This window comes from Janthinobacterium sp. BJB401 (assembly GCF_013372745.1).
Taxonomy (GTDB): Bacteria; Pseudomonadota; Gammaproteobacteria; order Burkholderiales; family Burkholderiaceae_D; genus Janthinobacterium; species Janthinobacterium rivuli.
The window spans coordinates 105,701-124,891 of record NZ_JABXFH010000005.1 but is presented as its reverse complement, the minus strand read 5'-3'; the positions used below and the strand labels follow the sequence as shown (position 1 = coordinate 124,891).

General features: G+C 62.3%; 17 protein-coding genes and 1 other RNA gene. 1 reads left to right on the top strand and 17 read right to left on the bottom strand.

The genetic code is table 11. From position 1 onward, the window contains the following. Position 1: 1 nt before the first annotated feature. The 7 genes from murF to rnpB all read right to left on the bottom strand — a co-directional run bounded on the left by murF (position 2) and on the right by rnpB (position 7,404). Entirely contained in the window at positions 2 to 1,432 is a 1,431-nt protein-coding gene (murF, locus tag HWE17_RS05755) for a UDP-N-acetylmuramoyl-tripeptide--D-alanyl-D-alanine ligase (RefSeq protein WP_176388114.1), read from the bottom strand. Further along, complete coding sequence (locus tag HWE17_RS05750) at positions 1,432 to 2,940, bottom strand: UDP-N-acetylmuramoyl-L-alanyl-D-glutamate--2,6-diaminopimelate ligase (protein ID WP_176388113.1); 1,509 nt, start codon at positions 2,938 to 2,940, stop codon at positions 1,432 to 1,434. The genes murF and HWE17_RS05750 overlap by 1 nt, the downstream gene beginning before the upstream one ends. 8 nt (positions 2,941 to 2,948) lie before the next feature. Continuing rightward, positions 2,949 to 4,727, bottom strand: a complete 1,779-nt coding sequence (locus tag HWE17_RS05745) for a penicillin-binding protein 2 (RefSeq protein WP_034748891.1) — start codon at positions 4,725 to 4,727, stop codon at positions 2,949 to 2,951. Beyond that, a complete protein-coding gene (gene ftsL, locus HWE17_RS05740; RefSeq protein ID WP_034748894.1) occupies positions 4,727 to 4,996 on the bottom strand; it encodes a cell division protein FtsL in 270 nt (89 codons plus the stop codon). Before ftsL ends, HWE17_RS05745 begins: the two co-directional genes overlap by 1 nt. Continuing rightward, a complete protein-coding gene (gene rsmH / locus HWE17_RS05735) occupies positions 4,993 to 5,964 on the bottom strand; it encodes a 16S rRNA (cytosine(1402)-N(4))-methyltransferase RsmH (RefSeq protein ID WP_176388112.1) in 972 nt (323 codons plus the stop codon). Before rsmH ends, ftsL begins: the two co-directional genes overlap by 4 nt. Positions 5,965 to 5,973: 9 nt before the next feature. Then, positions 5,974 to 6,402, bottom strand: coding sequence for a division/cell wall cluster transcriptional repressor MraZ (mraZ, locus tag HWE17_RS05730; RefSeq protein WP_035824821.1), 429 nt, complete (start codon positions 6,400 to 6,402; stop codon positions 5,974 to 5,976). 662 nt (positions 6,403 to 7,064) lie between these two features. Further along, positions 7,065 to 7,404, bottom strand: an RNA gene (rnpB, locus tag HWE17_RS05725) — RNase P RNA component class A. Between the two features lie 208 nt (positions 7,405 to 7,612). Here rnpB and HWE17_RS05720 point away from each other — a divergent pair. Then, positions 7,613 to 9,316, top strand: a complete 1,704-nt coding sequence (locus tag HWE17_RS05720; RefSeq protein ID WP_176388111.1) for a thiamine pyrophosphate-binding protein — start codon at positions 7,613 to 7,615, stop codon at positions 9,314 to 9,316. A 74-nt stretch (positions 9,317 to 9,390) separates the two neighbouring features. On the opposite strand, the gene HWE17_RS05715 is transcribed toward HWE17_RS05720, so the two are convergent. From HWE17_RS05715 to HWE17_RS05670, 10 genes are all read right to left on the bottom strand, one after another. Continuing rightward, entirely contained in the window at positions 9,391 to 9,933 is a 543-nt protein-coding gene (locus tag HWE17_RS05715) for a hypothetical protein (protein ID WP_176388110.1), read from the bottom strand. A gap of 151 nt (positions 9,934 to 10,084) precedes the next feature. After that, positions 10,085 to 11,164, bottom strand: a complete 1,080-nt coding sequence (locus tag HWE17_RS05710) for a porin (protein WP_099403258.1) — start codon at positions 11,162 to 11,164, stop codon at positions 10,085 to 10,087. Positions 11,165 to 12,139: 975 nt separating this feature from the next. Further along, positions 12,140 to 12,577: a nuclear transport factor 2 family protein gene (locus HWE17_RS05705; protein WP_176388109.1), complete on the bottom strand. Its 438-nt coding sequence runs from the start codon at positions 12,575 to 12,577 to the stop codon at positions 12,140 to 12,142. After that, a complete protein-coding gene (locus tag HWE17_RS05700; protein ID WP_176388108.1) occupies positions 12,574 to 13,341 on the bottom strand; it encodes an SDR family oxidoreductase in 768 nt (255 codons plus the stop codon). The genes HWE17_RS05705 and HWE17_RS05700 overlap by 4 nt, the downstream gene beginning before the upstream one ends. Beyond that, a complete protein-coding gene (locus HWE17_RS05695; protein ID WP_152598847.1) occupies positions 13,338 to 13,895 on the bottom strand; it encodes a DUF3833 domain-containing protein in 558 nt (185 codons plus the stop codon). The genes HWE17_RS05700 and HWE17_RS05695 overlap by 4 nt, the downstream gene beginning before the upstream one ends. Next, positions 13,883 to 15,163: an MFS transporter gene (locus tag HWE17_RS05690; RefSeq protein WP_176388107.1), complete on the bottom strand. Its 1,281-nt coding sequence runs from the start codon at positions 15,161 to 15,163 to the stop codon at positions 13,883 to 13,885. The genes HWE17_RS05695 and HWE17_RS05690 overlap by 13 nt, the downstream gene beginning before the upstream one ends. After that, positions 15,160 to 15,708 (bottom strand): chalcone isomerase family protein, encoded by a 549-nt coding sequence (locus HWE17_RS05685; protein ID WP_035824805.1) that lies wholly within the window; start codon positions 15,706 to 15,708, stop codon positions 15,160 to 15,162. Before HWE17_RS05685 ends, HWE17_RS05690 begins: the two co-directional genes overlap by 4 nt. A gap of 2 nt (positions 15,709 to 15,710) precedes the next feature. Continuing rightward, positions 15,711 to 16,958, bottom strand: a complete 1,248-nt coding sequence (locus HWE17_RS05680; protein WP_255206127.1) for a cyclopropane-fatty-acyl-phospholipid synthase family protein — start codon at positions 16,956 to 16,958, stop codon at positions 15,711 to 15,713. Beyond that, a complete protein-coding gene (locus tag HWE17_RS05675) occupies positions 16,955 to 17,752 on the bottom strand; it encodes a DUF1365 domain-containing protein (protein ID WP_176388106.1) in 798 nt (265 codons plus the stop codon). The genes HWE17_RS05680 and HWE17_RS05675 overlap by 4 nt, the downstream gene beginning before the upstream one ends. Beyond that, on the bottom strand, positions 17,742 to 19,055 hold the full coding sequence (locus HWE17_RS05670; RefSeq protein WP_176388105.1) for an NAD(P)/FAD-dependent oxidoreductase: 1,314 nt from the start codon (positions 19,053 to 19,055) through the stop codon (positions 17,742 to 17,744). Before HWE17_RS05670 ends, HWE17_RS05675 begins: the two co-directional genes overlap by 11 nt. Between the last annotated feature and the right edge of the window lie 136 nt (positions 19,056 to 19,191).

The window sequence follows — 19,191 nt, the reverse complement described above, 5'->3', positions numbered from 1 at the left end:
ATTAGTGAGCTTCCTTGTTATTGTTGTTTGAACCAATCAAATGCTGCACGGCCCGTTCCATCTTCATGAAACGGGAGCCCTTGATTAATACTGTTGCATCCGAACGGCCGGACAAATGCGCATCGAGCGCCGCCAGCAAACCGTCGAACTGTTCGAAATACTCCACGACCGTGCCTGATTCCTGGCTCGCGGCTTCCTGCACCGGATTGACCAGATGGCGCGCCAGGCCGCCCGTCGCCAGCACGTGTTCGATGCCTTTGGCGGCGGCGTAAGCGCCGATCTCTTCGTGGAACTGCTGCCCCTGCGTGCCGACTTCGCCCATCTCGCCCAGCACCAGGATGCGCGGTGCCGCTGCCTGCGCCAGCACATCGATGGCCGCGCGCGCCGAATCGGGATTGGCGTTATACGTGTCATCGATGATGGTGGCGCCGTTGGCGGCACGTTTTTTCTGCAGGCGGCCATTCACGGGAGAAAACGCCTCCAGGCCCTGCTTGATCTGTTCTGGCGCGATGCCGGCGCCGATCGCGCATGCCACGGCCGCCAGCGCATTGCGCACGTTGTGTTCGCCGGCCGCCTGCAAGCCGACAAAGAACTGGCGCAAGCTGCCGTCCGGTGCACGTACGCTGACGAACAGGTCGCTGCCAAAATCCTCGGCCGCGCGGTGCGTGCAACTGACGTCCGCCTCTTTCGACAGGCCGAAGGTGATGACGGCGCGCGCGCCGGCCAGCTCGCGCCACACGGGCGTATATTCATCGCCATGCGGGAAGACGGCCACGCCGTCATGCGCCAGGGCTGCCAGCACCGCGCCGTTCTCGCGCGCCACGGCTTCCACCGTATGCATGAATTCCTGATGCTCGCGCTGCGCGTTGTTGACCATCGCCAGCGTCGGCGCGGCAATCGCGGCCAGGCGGGCGATCTCGCCAGGATGGTTCATGCCCATCTCGATGACGGCCGCCTTGTGCTGCTCGCTCAGGCGGAACAGGGTCAATGGCACGCCGATTTCATTATTCAGGTTGCCGCGCGTGGCCAGCCGGCCCTCTTCGCCAAAGGCCGCCGCCAGGATGGCCGAAATCATCTCCTTGACGGTGGTCTTGCCATTGCTGCCGGTGACACCGATGACGGGTAAATTGAAACGGCCGCGCCAGTGGTTGGCGATGCGGCCCAGCGCCACCAGGGTATCGGCCACCACGATGGCCGGCACCTTGCCGCTGTCCCAGCCTTCAGGCAGGCGCTCGACCACCACGGCGGCGACGCCGCGCGCGGCCACCTGGCCGAGGAAATCGTGGGCGTCGAAACTCTCGCCGCGCAGGGCGACGAACAGCGAACCGGCTGGGGCGCTGCGGCTGTCGGTGGAGACGCCGTCAAAAACGGCGTCGCCCGTCAGCTGCGCGCCTTGCAGCGATGGCATCAGTTCCGTCAGGGTCGTGCGCATCAGTTCGTCCTCATCATCGTCAGGCGCGCGGACAGGGCCAGCTGCGCATGGTCGGCATCGGAGAACGGCAGTTTCTTGCCCTTGATTTCCTGGTACGGCTCATGGCCCTTGCCCGCCAACAGGATCACGTCCGGCTTGGCGGCGTGCTTGATGGCCGACAAAATGGCGCCGGCGCGGTCTTCGATGGCTTGCGGCTGCGGACCGTCGGCACGCATGCCGGCGACGATCTGCGCGATGATGGCGTGCGGGTCTTCGCTGCGCGGATTGTCGCTGGTGACCAGCACATGATCGGCCAGCTGCGCGATGGCGCCCATCTGCGGACGCTTGCCCGGATCGCGGTCGCCGCCGCAGCCGAACACGCACCACAGCTGGCCGCCACGCTCCTGCGCCACCTGGCGCAAGGCAGCCAGGGTTTTTTCCAGCGCGTCCGGCGTATGCGCGTAATCGATGACGACCATCGGCGCTTCCTGACCGCCCACCTGCTGCATGCGGCCCGGGGCCGGCTGCAGCGATTCGATGCCGTCGATGGCGGCGCGCAGGCCGGTGCCGTGCGCCAGCAAGGCGCCCAGCACGGCCAGCGCGTTGCTGATATTGAAGTGGCCCACCAGCTGCGTCTTGATCAATGCCAAGCCCAGCGCGCATTCCAGGTGGAAGTCGGTGCCGGCATGGCGGCTGCGGAACTGGCTGGCGCGCAGCATCAGCACGCCCGGCAAATCGGGCAAGCTGGCCGCATCCTGCAAGGTGTAGCCGATGACGGGATATTCTCCGGCCAGCTTGCCGTCCACGTGGCGCGCCAGGCGCAGGCCCATGGCGTCGTCCAGGTTGATGACGGCCGTTTTCAGGCCGGGCCAGTCGAACAGTTTGACCTTGGCCGCCTCGTAGGCCGCCATGTCGCCATGGTAGTCGAGGTGGTCGCGCGTCAGATTGGTAAACATGGCGACGTCGAAATGCATGCCGGCCGCGCGGTCCTGATCCAGGCCGATCGATGACACTTCGATGGCAACGGCCTTGGCGCCGGCGTCGCGCATGGCGGCCAGTTTGCGCGCCAGCAGCACGGCGTCCGGCGTGGTGTAGCCGGTGACGTCGAATTCAATGGCGCCGCGCGGCTTGCACAGGCCCACGCCCAGGGTACCGATGACGGACGATGTTTCACCGAGGCGCGCAAGGGCTTGCGCAAGCCACAGCGCACACGAAGTCTTGCCATTCGTGCCCGTCACGCCGGCGCTGAACATGGCGCTGTCGGGCATGTCGTAAAAGGCATGCGCCACGGGGCCGGCCAGGCGTTTCAGGTCGCTGACCAGCAAGTGCGGCACGCTCCAGGCGGCGTTCCACTCCACGGCGTCATGCACGATGGCGGCGGCGCCCTGCTCGATGGCGGCTTCGATGAAATGCGTGGCGCCCGCATAGGCGAAAAACACGTCGCCGCGCTGCACGCGGCGCGAATCGGACGTCAGCTGCCCGGACGGGGCGGCCGCTTTGATCCACAAACTGATGTCTTGTATGGTCATGAGTGACTTCACATGGCCTCCGGGCCGGCATTGGCCGGGACCACGATTTCGGTAACGGAGGAATCGGGCGGTACGTTCATCGCGCGCAGCGCGTTGGTCGCAATCGCCGCGAAAGCGGGAGCGGCAACCTGGCCGCCATAGTGGGCGGGGCCGGTCGGTTCATCGATCATCACGGCAATGATGAAGCGCGGCGCCGACATTGGCACCATGCCCACGAAAGAGCCGATGTATTTGCGCGGCATCGCATAGCGGCCGTTTTCCACTTTATAGGCGGTACCCGTCTTGCCGCCCACGCGGTAGCCGGCGACCTGGGCGCGCTTGGCCGAGCCGTGCGCGCCGGAGACGACGAGTTCGAGCATGGCGCGCATTTCGGCGGCCGTCTTCGGCTTGATCACTTGCTGGCCCACGGGCAGTTCATTGACCTTCTGGAATGACAGGGGAATCGTGTCGCCATCGCGCGCGAACATCATGTAAGAACGCGCCAGCTGGATCAGCGACACGGAAATGCCGTTACCGTAGCTCATGGTCGCCTGCTCCACCGGGCGCCACGATTTATACGGACGCACCCTGCCGGCCACGGCGCCGGGGAAGCCCCATTTCGGCTGCTGGCCGAAGCCCACCTTGGTAAACATTTCCCACATTTCCTGCGACGGCATGCCCAGCGCGATTTTCGAGGTGCCGATGTTCGACGACATTTCGATGATTTCCGAGACATTGATCACGCCGTGCGGCTTGGTGTCGGTAATCGTGCGGTCGGCGATGGTGTAGCGGCCCGGGCCCGTGTCGATCAGGGTGCCCGGCTTGACCCGGCCCGTATCGAGCGCCAGCGAGACCGTGATCGGTTTCAAAGTCGAACCAGGCTCGAAGGTATCGGTCATGACGCGGTTGCGCAGCTGCTGGCCCGTGAGCTTGCGGCGGTCGTTCGGGTCGTAGCTGGGGTAATTGGCCAGGGCCAGCACTTCGCCCGTGTGCACGTCGAGCACCACGGCGCCGCCGGCCTTGGCATTGAATTTTTCCACCGCTTCCTTCAGCTGCGTGAAGGCGATGTACTGGATCTTGCTGTCGACGGACAGGGTCAGGTCCTTGCCGTCATGCGGTTCGTGGATGAAGCCGATGTCTTCGACGATGTGGCCCAGGCGGTCCTTGATCACGCGGCGGCTGCCGGTGGTGCCGACGAGGGTTTTCTGCTGCGCAAGTTCCATGCTTTCCTGGCCCACGTCTTCCACGTTGGTAAAGCCCACCACGTGGGTCATCACTTCGCCCTGTGGATAGAAGCGCTTGTATTCCTTGCGTTCGTCGATGCCGTCGATGCCCAGCTTGGAAATCTTGTCGGCCACGTCCATCTCGACCTGGCGTTTCAGGTAAACGAAGCTGCGGTCCGAATCTAGCTTCTTGCGCAATTCGTTGACGTTCATTTCCAGCAGGCCGGCCAGCGCATTGATTTTTTCGGGCGACGCCTGCAGCACGTCGTCGGGAATGGCCCAGATGGCTTTCACGGGGACGGACGAGGCGAGCACCTGGCCGTTGCGGTCGGTGATCTTGCCGCGCGTGGCCGGCAATTCCAGGGTGCGTTCATAGCGCGCCTTGCCCTGTTTTTGCAGGAACTGCGTCGACACGCCCTGCAGCCACAGGGCGCGCGCGCCCAGGCCGGCGAAAGCGAAGAACAGCAGGAACAGCACGACGCGCGAACGCCAGACGGGCAGACGCACCGCCAGTACGGGGTTCTTCGAGAATGGCACGCCTTTCGATGCCGCCACCCGGCCGTTGCTATTACCGCCCAACTTCATTATTCGCCCTCCGTCAGGTATTGCGTACGCGCCGCCGTCAGCGGCGTCATGCTCAGGTCGCGCCGCGCGATCGATTCGATGCGTTCATGCTTGCCCAAAGTGGACTGGTCCAGCTGCAGTTGCGCCCAGTCGATGTCGAGCTGGCGCGACAGCGCTTGCGCGCGCTCCAGGTCGATCAGCAGGTGGCGCGACTGGTACTGCGCGTTCACCAGCGACAGGCCGCAGCACACCAGCAGGGCCGACAGCACGACACACAGCTTGCCAGTCATCGGGCGCCGCCACTGACTGGAATGGGCAGACGCTGCGCCACGCGCATCACGGCCGAACGCGAGCGCGGGTTGCCCTCGATCTCGGCGTCGGACGGTTTCATCTTCGAAATCAGCTTCATTTTCGGCTGCGGCAAGTCGACCGCGCGGATCGGCAGGCGGCGGTCAGGCTGCTCCACGTTCGCCTTTGAGGCGAAGAAACGCTTGACCATGCGGTCTTCCAGCGAGTGAAAGCTGATCACGGCCATGCGCGCGCCGGGCGCCAGGCAGGCATACGCCTGGTTCAGGCCGATCTCGAGATCCTCGAGCTCTTTGTTAATGAAAATGCGTATGGCCTGAAAGGTGCGGGTAGCGGGGTCCTTACCCTTCTCGCGGGTCTTGACGGCGCCTGCCACGATGCCGGCAAGCTGTCGTGTGCTTGAAATTGGCTGGACTGCCCGGCCAGCAACAATCGCCTTTGCAATCTGAAAAGCAAACCGTTCTTCCCCATAATCGCGTATCACTTTCTCTAAATTCTGCTCGGTTTCCACCGCCAGCCATTCGGCTGCGGAGATGCCGCGCGTGGTATCCATGCGCATGTCCAGCGGTCCGTCATTGCGGAAGCTGAAACCGCGCGCCGCGTCGTCGACCTGTGGCGACGAGATGCCCAGGTCGAGCAAAATGCCGTCCACCTGCTGCACGCCGCGCTCGGCCAGGCTGGCCGTCATGGTGGCAAAGCTGTCATGGACGATCTGGAAACGGGGGTCGGCGATCTGTTCGGCCGTGGCGATGGCTTGCAAATCCTTGTCGAAGCCGATCAGGCGCGCGTCATCGGCCAGGCGCGACAGGATCAAGCGGCTATGGCCGCCGCGGCCAAACGTGCCGTCGACGTAAACGCCGTGCGCGCGGTCGCCCGACAGGTCGAGCGCATCGACCGCTTCATCGAGCAGCACCGTGCGATGCTGAAATTCCGGCACCGTGAGTTGTGTCATTACGGAGCCTTAGAAAGAAAAATTGGAAAGTACATCGGGGGTGCCGGCATCGATCGCCTGCTGTTCTTTTTCAGCCAACTTGGCGGCATCCCATATTTCAAAGTGGCTGCCCATGCCGATCATCATGACTTCGCGCGCCAGCCCGACGGCGTTGCGCAATTCGGGCGAGATCAGCACACGGCCGGCCGAGTCGAGCTCGACGTCGACGGCATTGCCGAGGAAGATGCGCTGCCAGGCGCGCGCCGACATGGGCCAGGCGGCGATTTGCTGGCGGTGGCTTTCCCACACGGGACGGGGGAAAAACAGCAGGCAGCCATCGGGGTGTTTGGTCAGGGTCAAACGGCCTTCGCATTGAATCGCCAGCGCGTCACGGTGCTTGGCAGGGATAGACATCCTGCCTTTGGCATCGAGATTGATTGCGGACGCGCCTTGAAACACGGAAGACCTTTTTTGAGCTTGGGTTGCGACGCTTGCGCATCATGATGAAAAGGGAAAATTTCCCACAAAAACACACTTTTTCACACAGTTGCCCACTTTAGAGGAAGCAAAGATAGTGGTCAAGCGGTTTCCGATTGGCAAAACAGGAATTTTATTAATGAAATTAAGGACTTAGCGCATATCGTTGAAGGAGTCTCAAATAAAAATATATCGATAAATTAGATACTTATGAAAGATAGTGAATGTGGTACCTCATCTGCACACATGTGTTTTCCTACCGTAAACATCGAAAAAAACGAAATCGAAAAATTGAATTTTTTACAGTTAGTTGACACATGACAATACTTTCGTCATCCGGGCACAACAGCAATCAGCCGCTGCGAAAGACTTGGTTTAAAGCAAAAAATAATCATCCATGGCGCGTACCGGCGCTGTTTTCGAGGGCTGGCCTGACGCAGGAAAACTATTTTTGCAATGCAGCAATTAATTGTAGGCGGGAAACTTTAACCAATTGCTCACTTTTAGTTGTATATACAACTTTATCTTAAGTACTATAATTTTAGAAACAAAAAAAGCCCCGTTGCGGGGGCTTTTGGGGTGGCGCGCGGCAGGCAAAGCGCCGCGGCCGGGATGCCCCCTGGCAAGCCAGGGAACGGGAATTCAAGTGAAGCAGGCCGGTAGGCCGGATTTTGTTACGGCGCCTTCCCTTGCAGGTCGGCGCTATGACAGTCATTCCTCTAGGCGCCAGATTACTCGGGCGCTCAAGCTTTCTACCCGCACGCTCCGCGAGCAGCATCATCGCGTGCCTATTTGAAATTGCACCAGGTGGAGGTTACCGCGTTTCACCGTAACTTAATACGCTCGTCTCTGTGGCCCTATTCCTCGCCTTATACCTTACGGCTTTCAGCGGACGGCCGTTAACCGTCACCCCGCTCTATGGAGTCCGGACCTTCCTCCCGCCAGCGCATTGCTGCGCCGGCCAGCGACTGTCTGGCCTGCTTCACCCGCCATTGTACCGCGCCGCAGCATGTTTCTGCAAAAGCGCGGCACGCCAGTCGGGGGATTGTGTAATTCGGTGTCGCCATTTCAAAAGCCGGGCCAAATCGGCTCACATAGAATGAGGCAAGCTGCTTGCATGCAGGCGCATGCAGGCGCATGCAAGCAGCTTGCCCCATTTCTTTGCCACCCACTAGAATATAAAGAGCCGAACATGACGCAACAATCCCGTACCGGCGGCCAGATCCTGGTCGATGCCCTGCAGATCCACGGTGTCGACACCGCCTTTGGCGTGCCTGGCGAAAGCTACCTCGACGTGCTCGACGCCCTGCACGATTCGGGCATCCGCTTCATCATCAACCGCCAGGAAGGCGGCGCCGCCTTCATGGCAGAAGCCTACGGCAAACTGACGGGCAAGCCGGGCATCTGCTTCGTCACGCGCGGACCGGGCGCCACCAACGCCTCGATCGGCGTGCACACGGCCTACCAGGATTCCACGCCGATGATCCTGCTCATCGGCCAGGTGGGCAATGATTTCGTCGACCGCGAAGCGTTCCAGGAAATCGACTACCGCCGCATGTACGGCCAGATGGCCAAGTGGGTGGCGCAGATCGACCGCGCCGAACGCATCCCCGAATACCTGGCGCGCGCCTTCCAGGTGGCCACCAGCGGGCGGCCCGGCCCCGTCGTGCTGGCCCTGCCGGAAGACATGCTCATTTCCATGGCGACTGTCGCCGACACGCGCGCCTACCAGCCGGTGCAGGCGGCGCCGTCCAGCGCCCAGCTGCAGCAGCTGCGCGGCATGCTGGCGACCGCCAGGCAGCCGCTGGTCTTGCTGGGCGGCACCACCTGGACGCCGCAAGCGTGCGCCGACCTGCAACAGTTCGCGGAAAGCAACCACCTGCCCGTCGCCTGCGCCTTCCGTTTCCAGGACTTGCTCGACAATGCCCACCCGAATTACATCGGCGACGTCGGCATCGGCATCAACCCGAAACTGGCCGCGCGCGTGAAAAATGCCGACCTCGTCATCGCCATCGGCCCGCGCCTCGGTGAAATGACGACGGGCGGCTACACCCTGTTCGACTCGCCCGTGCCGCGCCAGCGCCTGGTGCACATCCATACGGATGCCGAGGAACTGGGCAGCGTCTACCAGGCCGAACTGATGATCAACAGCGGCATGCCGCAAGTGTGCGCCATGCTGGCCGCCATGGCGCCCGTCGACGCTTCCGCATGGAAACATACGCCGGCCGAAGCGAAGGCCGAACTGGCCGCCTACCAGCAGCAGCCGCCCATCTTCCAGGATGGCCAGGCGCCGCTGGACCTGTGGCAAGTCACGCAAGAGATCATGGCGCAAGTGCCGGCCGACACCATCCTGACGAACGGCGCCGGCAATTACGCCTCGTGGGCGCACCGTTTTTATCGCTACGGCGGCCTGCGCACGCAGCTGGCGCCGACCAACGGCGCCATGGGCTACGGCGTGCCGTCCGGCGTGGCGGCGAAGATCGTGCATCCCGAGCGCACCGTGATCACCTTTGCCGGCGATGGCGAATACATGATGAATGGGCAAGAACTGGCCACCGCCGTGCAATACCAGGCGGGCGTGGTCATCATCGTCTTCAATAACCAGATGTTCGGCACCATCCGCATGCACCAGGAACGCGATTACCCGGGCCGCGTATCGGGCACGACCCTGCACAACCCGGATTTCGCGGCACTGGCGCAAGCGTATGGCGCGCATGGCGAAGTGGTGAATACGACAGAAGCGTTCGCCCCTGCCCTGCAACGGGCGCTGGCGCACGCCAGGGCGCACAATCTGCCGGCCTTGATCGAGCTGCGCTACGACGGCAATCTGATCACGCCAAACGCAACGCTCGCCACCATCCGCGCCACGGCGGAAAAGGCGCAGGCGGCAAAGTAAGCCCCTGGTAACGCTGAAAATGACAAAGGCCCGGTCAATACCGGGCCTTTGTTGTTTTTGACAGCGGTAATCGCTCAGGCAGCGGGCGCTGGCGCGCTTTCCTCGGCAGGCACTGTCTCGGCCGGCGCTTGCGGCATCGGCGGGCATGGCGTGCAATTTTTCAGGGGACGGCCGAAATCGCGCACGCGGCTCAGCTTCATGGGCATGCGCACATTGCCGCCACAGTAATCGCCTTCCAGGGTCAGGGTCTGCCCATCCTTCGAAAACTTGCCGACGATGGTGCGTTCTTCGCTGTCGGCGCCGGCGATGGTGAAGTCGAAGGCGCCCGTGGCGGCGTCCAGATTGACGTCGTTGGCCACGATGGGCCAGCTCAGGGCGCCTGCCGTGAATTCATAGATGACGGAATCGGCCTCGGCAAAACGGTGCAGGGTGACGCGCTGGCCGCCGATTTCGCCGCTATCCTTTTGCAGGCACAGGTCGGAATAGACGGCCACGCCGTAGCGTTCCAGTCCGGCCGGTTTCTTGCCCTTGACGGCGGCGACAGCGGCGCCCGTGGCGCCCGCGAGCAGCAGCGCGGCCAGCAAGGCGGCCAGGCGTGGCGAGGTGTATGAATACATGGCATTCCTTTACTTGAGTAACGGTGCCATTATAACTGGCGCCGCCAATGCAAAAACGCGCCGCCAGGACTAGCCTGGAGACGCGTTTCCTTGCTTATCAGCATCCCCGAAGGGATGCTGGCAGCGGTACTAAGCTTCGCTTGCGCGAATATTAGAACGAGTGACGAACACCAACGTTGAACGCTTGGTCGCCCGAACCAACATTGCTGTTGTTACCAACGGTGTAACCAGCGTTGTTTTTGTTCGAGATTTTAGCGTACGAAGCGTAGGTGCTGGTGCGCTTCGACAGAGCGTACGAGTAGCCCAGTGCGAACTGGTTCGCATCGGCGTTGATGCCCGATTTGTCGTTGACGTGGATAACCGAAGCCATCACGGTGCCAGCTGGACCAACTGGTACGGTTGCGCCGATCAGAGCGGTGGTGCTGTCGTCGCTAAAGCCGCCACGCGATGCGGTGTTGTAGAAATCAACATTGCCGTTGTTACGCAGCGAGCTGTTTGCACCTTTGTTGACGCCGTATGCAGCATACGCTTTCACAACGGTGAAGTCGTAGTTAGCGGCTACCAGCCAGTTACGTGCGCTGCCAGCATCGCTGATTGCGGTTTCGTTGCTGGTGGTGTTGTAAGCAACACGTGCGTTCAAAGGACCGTTGGCGTAGCCAACCGATGCGCCCATTTGGCGACCGATTTTGCTGGATACCAGGCTCTCTTGGCCGTTGTTGCCGGCGCTGTAAGCAACGTCAGCATCGAAACCGCTGAAGTTTGGCGAGGTGTACAGCACGGTGTTGCTGGTACGGGTCGTGGCTGCTGGGAACAAGTTCTTGGCGGAACCCGAGTAACCAGCTGCGAATGGATCAGCAACTTTCGACAGGGTGTTGTACCAAGGGGTGTATTGACGACCCAGGGTTACGGTACCAGCCGTTTTGCTGCTCAGGCCAACATAGGCTTGACGGCCAAACAGAGCGTCGCCTTCTTGCGAACCGGAATCAACTTTGAAACCCGATTCCAGAACGAACAGTGCCGACAGGCCGCTGCCCAGATCTTCGGTGCCTTTGAAGCCGATACGCGAAGCCGAAGCAATGCCGCTATCGATTTTGTTGACGGTGCCGGCTTTGCCGCCGCGCTCGCTGACGAAACCAGCGTCAACGGTACCGTAGATAACAACGCTCGATTGAGCTTGGGCTACGCCAGTGGCTGCTGCCAGAACTGCCAGGGTGATCAGAGTTTTTTTCATTGCGATTTCCTTTAATTTTGAAGCAAAAAGTAATACAGCCTATGCATCTCGAGCTGCGCTCTAACAGAGCGCTTTTTATGAGTGAGGGCAAGGTCTCCACCTGCCACATTGCTGTTCCGGTCAGGGGAACAATTCATATCGGTATCGGCACGCTATTGCACCGATAAGCTTGAAGGCTGCAGAGCGACCGTATTTTCATGCGCCGGTTCGGTGCTCAAAGGGCACCGGAAGCGGCACTATAACGACCGTTTCACATTCCATCAAGTTCCAACATGTTACTTCCGGTACCAGGCCGAGTGCTTTTTCAGGCATCCCGGTCATCGCCAACCGTACTACGCGATAGAGCCAGTGCCCCTTGCCAACCAATGCATTGGCCTGATTGACCATTCCATCATAGCGCATGCCTTGTCGACACCCGTTGTATTAGTGCAACAGTATCAGGCGCATGATTAAAACATCAACATGCTTTACCCATCATTTGGCCTGCATGATTTACGCGACAAAGCGCACAATTTGTCAGGCGATAATGGATAAACGGTACGAAGCATACACGGCATCGCCATTGTTTGCTGCCGGACGCCCGAAAACGGGAAATAATGCGCCCTGTTTTGGTGCGTTGCCGCATGATTCAGGGGCGTAGACGCGATTTCCGACGTCGGCATGCGCATCGAAAAAATGGGCAGAGTAGCAACACAATTACTGACTTTCCGGTAATTTAAATTGCTCACATAGAAATGTTTTTCAAGTTTTCCGGCACGCGCGCCGGGTACCGGGCGGGAACGGATGAGGACGACTCTTGCTTGCAAATTGCGCATCAGTTGAAACAATTTCTTACAATGTTGCCTTCTCAATATTTTGATATATTTGTGTCTAAAAAACGACACATTGAGCGAAATCAAGTTTTCACCGGCCCAATTCCACACAATTTACTTTTTCTTTTTCGCATTTTTTGCTTAAAAGCATCAGCAAACACGCTTAACGCTGGCTTGCGCGCCGAAGCATGCGCATGAAACCACCGAGCACGGGCAGTTTTTCATACAATTCTTCCGCCGCATCCCAATAATCGCGGTGCAATACCACCCTTCCCTGCGCATCGAAACGCAGATGTGTTGCTCCACGGATACATTGTTCGCCAGCCACCAGGCGTTTCATGCGAAAGCGAAACTCCCACGTGAGGAAGGCTTGCTGCCCCTGCCCCAGGCTTTCCAGCACGACAAACCGGGGCGCATCGACTTGCACGAACATGTGCTCGAAGATGGCCAGGATGGCGGCATGCCCCACCACCTCGTTGAACGGGTCCTTGAAATGGGCATCTGGCGCGTACACGGCGCCCAGCTGAGCCAGGCTCTCGATGCTCAGGTGCTCGTAAAACGCCACCAGACGCGCCAGCGCACCTTCCATGGTGGTGCTCATAAGCCCGTCACCTTGCGGATCAGCCAGAAATAGGCGCGGTACGGCAACAGCCGCGCCAGGCGCAGGGTATTCGTAAAGCGCTTGGGAAAGTGGATGTGGAACTGGCCCCGCTCGATGCCGTCGAGCATGGCGGCGGCCGCGTCCCGCGCTGTCATCAGGGCTGGCATGGTGAAATCGTTGTTCGCCGTCAGGGGCGTGGCGACAAAACCCGGGTTGATCTGATACACGCCGATGCCGCGCGGATGCAGGTCCAGGTACAGCGACTCCGTCAGGTTGATCAGTGCCGCCTTGCTGGCGCCGTACGCGAGCGCCTTGGGCAAGCCGCCATAACCGGCCACCGAGCCGACGATGCCGATACCGCCGCTGCCCTGGCGCAACAGCCACGGCAGGGCCTGGTCCAGGCAATTGAAGACGCCGCCCACGTTCAGGGCCAGCAAGCCCTGGGCCGCCTCAAGGTCGAAACTATCGGCGCGCATGGCCTGATAGCCGCCGGCGACCACCAATATCAGGTCGATATGCGTCCACTGCTGCTGCAATTGCGCGCTGACGGCCCGCAGCTGCGCATGTTGGGTGATATCGAGCGGCAAGGCCTGCGCCAGCGGCTGTCCCTCGCATAACCGTTCGAGACTGGCGCGGTGGCGGGCAGACAAGGCTACGCAGGCGCCCTGCTCCAGCAGCAAGGTGGCGCACGCGGCGCCGATGCCGCTGGACGCGCCGATGATCCACACGCGCTTGCCGGCCCAGCTGGTGATCTTGCGATTCATGGGGCCGCCTGTGGACGCTTGCTGAACGATAAGGTGACGGCGCCCAGGCTGAAGCCGAACTTGCTCATGGCGGCGCGGTTGAGCATGACCTTGTCATCCATCAGGAACATCCAGTCCTCGAAGTCGACGTGGTAGACCGTGCCATCGACGGGCAAGGCCAGTACGTATTGCCAGCGCAGCGCATTGCCGGCCACTTCGCCGACGGCCTCGCCGATCACGTCGGGCGCGGTGCCGATGAAGCGCCCGGGCGCCGTCTTGCGCAAGGTCCACACGCGCCGTTGTTTGCTGCCGTCGGAATACGTGAAATCCTCGTCCAGGGTGCCCGTCTCGCCCGCCCAGCTGGCCCGCATCACGACCGTGAAGCGCTTGACCACCTTGCCGGAGCGGTCCTGGAAAATGCCGTGGGCATCGAGCGTGCCATTGAAATACTGTTGCAGATCCAGCTTCGGCAATTCCTGCGCGTAAGTGGCTGGCGTGGGCGGCGTGGAGCAGGCGGCCAGCGCCAGCAGCAAGGCCGCCAGGGCGCCGCGTTTGCAAAATGTCATGAGGCGCATGTGCGAGTCTCCGAAGGTTGTGTATATATATGTTGCAGGGGCGCGCGCCACAGCAGCAGCGCGGCCAGCAGTTTCAGGACGCAGGGCAGCAAGGCGTAGGCGGCGGACAGGGCCGGCAAGCCGCCGCTGCCGCCCGGCACATAGCCGAGCCAGGCCAGCAGGGGCAAGGCGATGCCGGCCGCCAGCGCCAGGCTCATCTGCACGCCCCAGTTCCACCAGCCGAAATACGCAGCCTCATGCCGCCCGGCATGGCCGGCCGCGCCGATCAACCCTGCCAGCAGGGCCGGCGGCAAGGCCAGGTCGGCGCCCAGCGCCAGGCCCGACAGCAGACAGATCGCGGCAAAACCCCAGGCCGCGCCCGCGCCCAGGCCATACGCCCAGACAAACACGGTCGCGGCCAGCAGCATGGCGCCGCCCCAGGCGCGCGCCTCGCCAAAACGGCGCGCCAGGGCCACCCATACGGGCATCGAGGCGGCCGCCGCGCAAAAGTAGACGATCAAAAACGGCCCCGCATAATGGCCCAGGCGCAAGTAGTCGGCGGCAAAGAACAGGAACAGGGTGGCGGGAATGGCGGCCGCCACGCCATTGACGAGCAAGACGGCAAACAGCCAGCGGAACGCGCGCTGGCGAAACGGCAGGCGCCAGGCGCCAGCGGGCAGCGCCTGCGTACCTTGGCGCAAAACCGGACGCGGCGCGCGCGCCAGCAGCAACGCGCCCGCCGCCAGCAGGCAGACGGCAAAGGCCAGCGACAAGCCGTCATAGCCGAACACGGAAGTGAGGCCCGCAGCCAGGATGACGCCCAGCAAGCCGCAGCCTTCGCGCACGGCCGTCACCCGCGTCCGCTGCGCGCGCAGCTGGCTCAAGGCCGCGCCCCAGCTCTGGTGGGCGATGCCGGCCAGGCCATAGGCGGCGTAGACGAGCAGCAAGGCGGCCAGGAACCAGGCCAGGGTGGCCGCTTCCTGCATCGCGGGCGGATGGAACAGGGCGCCAAAACCCAGCAGCAGCAAGGGCAGCGAGGCAGCGACAAGCACGGCATAGCTGCGCCCGCCGCGCGCCATCCAGGCACCGAGGGCCGGATCGATGAAAGCGGCGGCGATACGGGCCGCCAGCAGCACGGCGCCGATCTGCGCCAGGTCCAGGCTGCTGCGCTGCGCATAAAACGGCGCGACATATATATAGATGGGCAGCGCCAGCATGGCCAGCGGCAAGCCGAACAGGCCATAACTGAACAAGGCAGGCAAGCTCAAGGCGCCGCCCCCGGCACTCATGGCAGCGGCGCCGCGCTCTGCAGCAAGGCCGCGCGCAGCTTCGGCGCCGTGGTCGACGGCGACAGCCAGATGGCGAAGAAGGCGCGCGCGAAGTCGCCGTCGCTCACGTCGGCCAGTACCTTGCCATCGAGATAAAAGCGCACGCCGGGCGCGATGCCGGCCCGGTAGACGCCCGCGATGCGCTGGTCTTCCTTAACGTCAGGAAAGATACGCTGCATGGTGGCCAGCCAGGCCAGGCGCTGCTCCGGCGTGCCGGCGCCGATTTTCTGCATCTGTTCATAACTGGCTTCGGCGATCTTCTTGCCGTCGAGCGCGCGCGCGTAGCGCAGTTCCAGCACAAACGGCGCCGTGGCGGACGCCGCGCCCTGGTAGCCCTGCGGCCCCACCCAAAGTTGCGCGCGATAAATACGCATGCCGAACCACGTGTATTCGCCTTCGCCCGCCAGGCGGGCTTCGGGCACGTCGGCGGCGATAAAGGCAGGCGGCGCGGCCGCGGCGCCCAGCATGGTCAAGGACAGGACGACAGTGGCAAGCAGGCGGCGCATGGTCAGTCCTTGATCAGGGTAAATTGCATCACATCCGTGTTATGCGCCTGGAAGGCGGCCTCGCAATACGCGAGGTAAAACTCCCAGGTCAGCAGGAAACGGCCATCGAAACCCTGCTTTTCCAGCGCCGTGCGCTGAGCCAGGAAGCTGGCGCGCCACTGGCGCAAGGTTTCCGCGTAATCGAGGCCAAAGCTGAAGGCGTCTTCCACACGCAAGCCCTGCGCTTCGGCGGCGCGGCGAAACTCGGCCGGTGACGGCAGCATGCCACCCGGAAAAATATACTGTTGAATGAAATCCGTGCTCTTGCTGTAGCGCTCGAACAAGTCATCGGCGATGACGATGGTCTGGATGCAGGCGCGTCCGCCCGGCTTCAGGTTGCGCGCCACGCATTCGAAATAGCCGGGCCAGTAACTTTGCCCCACGGCTTCGAACATTTCGATTGAGGCGATGGCGTCGTACTGGCCGGCGCTGTCGCGGTAATCGCACAGCTGCAGGTCGGCCTGCCCTGCCAGCCCCGCGTCGTGCAGGCGCTGGCGCGCATAGGCAAGTTGCTCCGTGGATAGAGTCAAACCCGTCACGTGCGCGCCATAGTCGCGCGCCGCCGTTTCCGCAAAACCGCCCCAGCCGCAGCCGATTTCCAGCACCCTGGCGCCTGGCTGCAGTTGCAGCTGATCGGCGATGCGCCGGTATTTCGCACCTTGCGCCTGCTCCAGGCTGGCGCCTTCGGTGAACAGCGCGCTCGAATACGTCATCGATGGATCCAGCCACAGCTGATAAAAGGCGTTGCCGATGTCGTAATGGGCGTGGATATTCTTCTTGCTGCCAGAGCGCGAATTGCGGTTGAGCAAATGGCGGACCTTGTAGACCAGGTTGCCCCACCAGTTGCCGTAGATCAGCGATTCGATGTGCGCGCGATTACGTATCATCAGCTCGATCAAGCCCGGCAAATTGTCCGTGCGCCAGTCGCCGGCGATAAACGTTTCCGCAAAGCCAATGTCGCCCGAACGCAGGACTGCCGAGCACAAACGCCAGTTGTGCAAGTCCAGGGTGACGGGGTGGCTGCCATCGCCGTACAGCAAGATGCTGCCGTCCGGCGTGCGCAGGCGCAGGGCGCCATGCTGCAATTTTTCCAGCAAGCGCAAGATCACCCGTCCGGAAGCGGGCACGTCCAGGTGCGTGTGATCGGCCGTGTGATCGGGACGGACGCAGGCGCGCGCCTGCAGGCCGGTCGGCAGGGAATCGGAGCTCATCGGGACACCTTTTCTTGTGGGGGAAGGGGTTTGCTGAAAAACGGCACGCGGCGCAACCACAGGCGCAAGGCTTGCCAGTGAATGCGCGCCATCACGCCTAACGTCATCAGGGGGTAGCGCAGCAAGGCCCAGGCGATGGCGCCATCGCGCAGCGGCTGCGCCGTGCCGGACAAGCTCGTCTGCAGCAGCGGGCCGTCGAGGTCGTCGTAGTCGACTCTGGCCAGGTGGCGTTCGCCGTCCTGTTCGCTATTGCGCAGGAAACGGAAGCGGTACCTACCCTCCACCTTGCAAAACGGCGACACGTGGAAAATTTTCTTGGCGACCAGTTCGCTGCCATAGGCGATGGCGCCGCCCTGTTCGAGCAGGTACAAATGGCGCTCGCCGAAGGTATTGCGCACATCGCAGACCACGGCGCGCAGCGCGCCATCCGGGCGGTGGCAAAACCAGAAACTGACGGGATTGAAGACATAGCCGAACATGCGCGGCATGGTTTGCAGCCAGATTTCGCCGCCCGCGTCCGACACGCCATGCTGGCGCAGCAAACCATCGATCCAGTCCAGCAGCGGCGTCGCACCATCGCCGTGGTCGCTGTCGCGGAAGGACAGCACATTGGCGCCGTTGCGCGAAATCAACCTGGCAGGAAAATCGTGCGCGCCCAGGCTGCGCAGGGGCAGGCGCAGATAAAACATGCCATAACTAAAAGCATGCGCGCGCGGACGCAAGCGCGCATGGCGCACCAGTCCCAGGCACAGCTGGGGCTGCGGCTGCGACGGCTGCGTGGGATCACGCGGCATGGCCAAGCTCCGCCGCCGCCATGCCATTGAGTACTTGCGCCACGGCCAGGCCCGACTTCAAGCCGTCTTCATGGAAACCATAGCCCGTCCAGGCGCCCGCGAACCACGTGTGCTGCGCGCCCTGGAAGCCGGCCAGGCGCGCCTGGGCGGCAATGGCCGCGCCATCGAACACGGGGTGGGCATACGAAAATTCGTCGATGATGCTGGCCGGAGCGGGCTCGTCGAGGGGATTGAGCGACACGATGACGGGCGTGGTAAAGGGCAAGGGTTGCAGCTGGTTCAGCAAATAATGCACGCACACTTGCGGCGCCTCGCCTTCCGCTACCGCCGGCCGTCCCTGGTAGTTCCAGGCCGACCAAGCCTTGCGGCGCTGCGGCAGGCAGGACGCATCCGTATGCAGCACAGCGCGATTCGGCTGGTAGCGCACGGCTTCGAGCACGGCGCGCTCGTCGTCGCGGATATCGCCCAGCAGGGCCAGCGCCTGGTCGCTGTGGCAGGCGAGCACGACGTGATCGACATGCTCGACGCCGGCGGCCGTGTGCAGCTCGACCATGCGCGCGCCAGCGTGCGGCTGGCGGCGCACGGCCAGCACGGGGCAAGCCAGGCGCTGCTGCGGGATGCCTGCCAACAATTTTTTCACATACTCGCGCGAGCCGCCGCGCACCGTGCGCCACTGGGGCCGGTCGCTCACTTGCAGCAAGCCATGGTTGTGGCAGAAACGGATGAAGGTGGCCAAGGGAAAGGCCAGCATCTGGCGCGCCGGGCACGACCAGATGCAGGCGGCCATCGGCAGCAGATACCAGTGGCGAAATTCCTCGCCATAGCCGTGCAGGTCGAGAAATTCACCCAGCGACAGGGCCGGTGCCGGCACGCTGGCCGTCGCCAGGGCGCTGGCCTGGCGGTTGAAGCGCAGAATATCGCGCAGCATGCGCAAGAAGGCGGGGCGCAGCAGGTTGCTGCGCTGGGCAAACACGGTATCCAGGTTGGCGCCGGCCCATTCCAGCACGCGGGCATCGGACGCGGTGCCCAGCGGCATTTTGACGGAAAACGACATGTCGCTATCGGCCGCCTCGACGCCGAGCTCGTCAAACAGTTGCACCAGGTTCGGATACGTGGCGTGATTGAATACGAGAAAACCCGTGTCCACGCCATGCGTGACGCCATCTAGCGTGACATCGACCGTATGGCTGTGTCCGCCAAAATAATCGCCCGCCTCGTACAAGGTGACGTCCTGGCCCGCTTGCGCCAGCCGATAGGCACACGACAATCCTGCGATTCCTGCTCCGACGACGGCAATTTTCATGAGTGCACCTGTGTTAAGTTTGTCCTGGACAAATAAGACTCATGGATAATCGATGAAATATTGATTTATGTCAATGAGCGTCCTGAGCCGTTCAGAAACTTATACGTCGGCAATTTCTAATCGGATTCAGCTATTT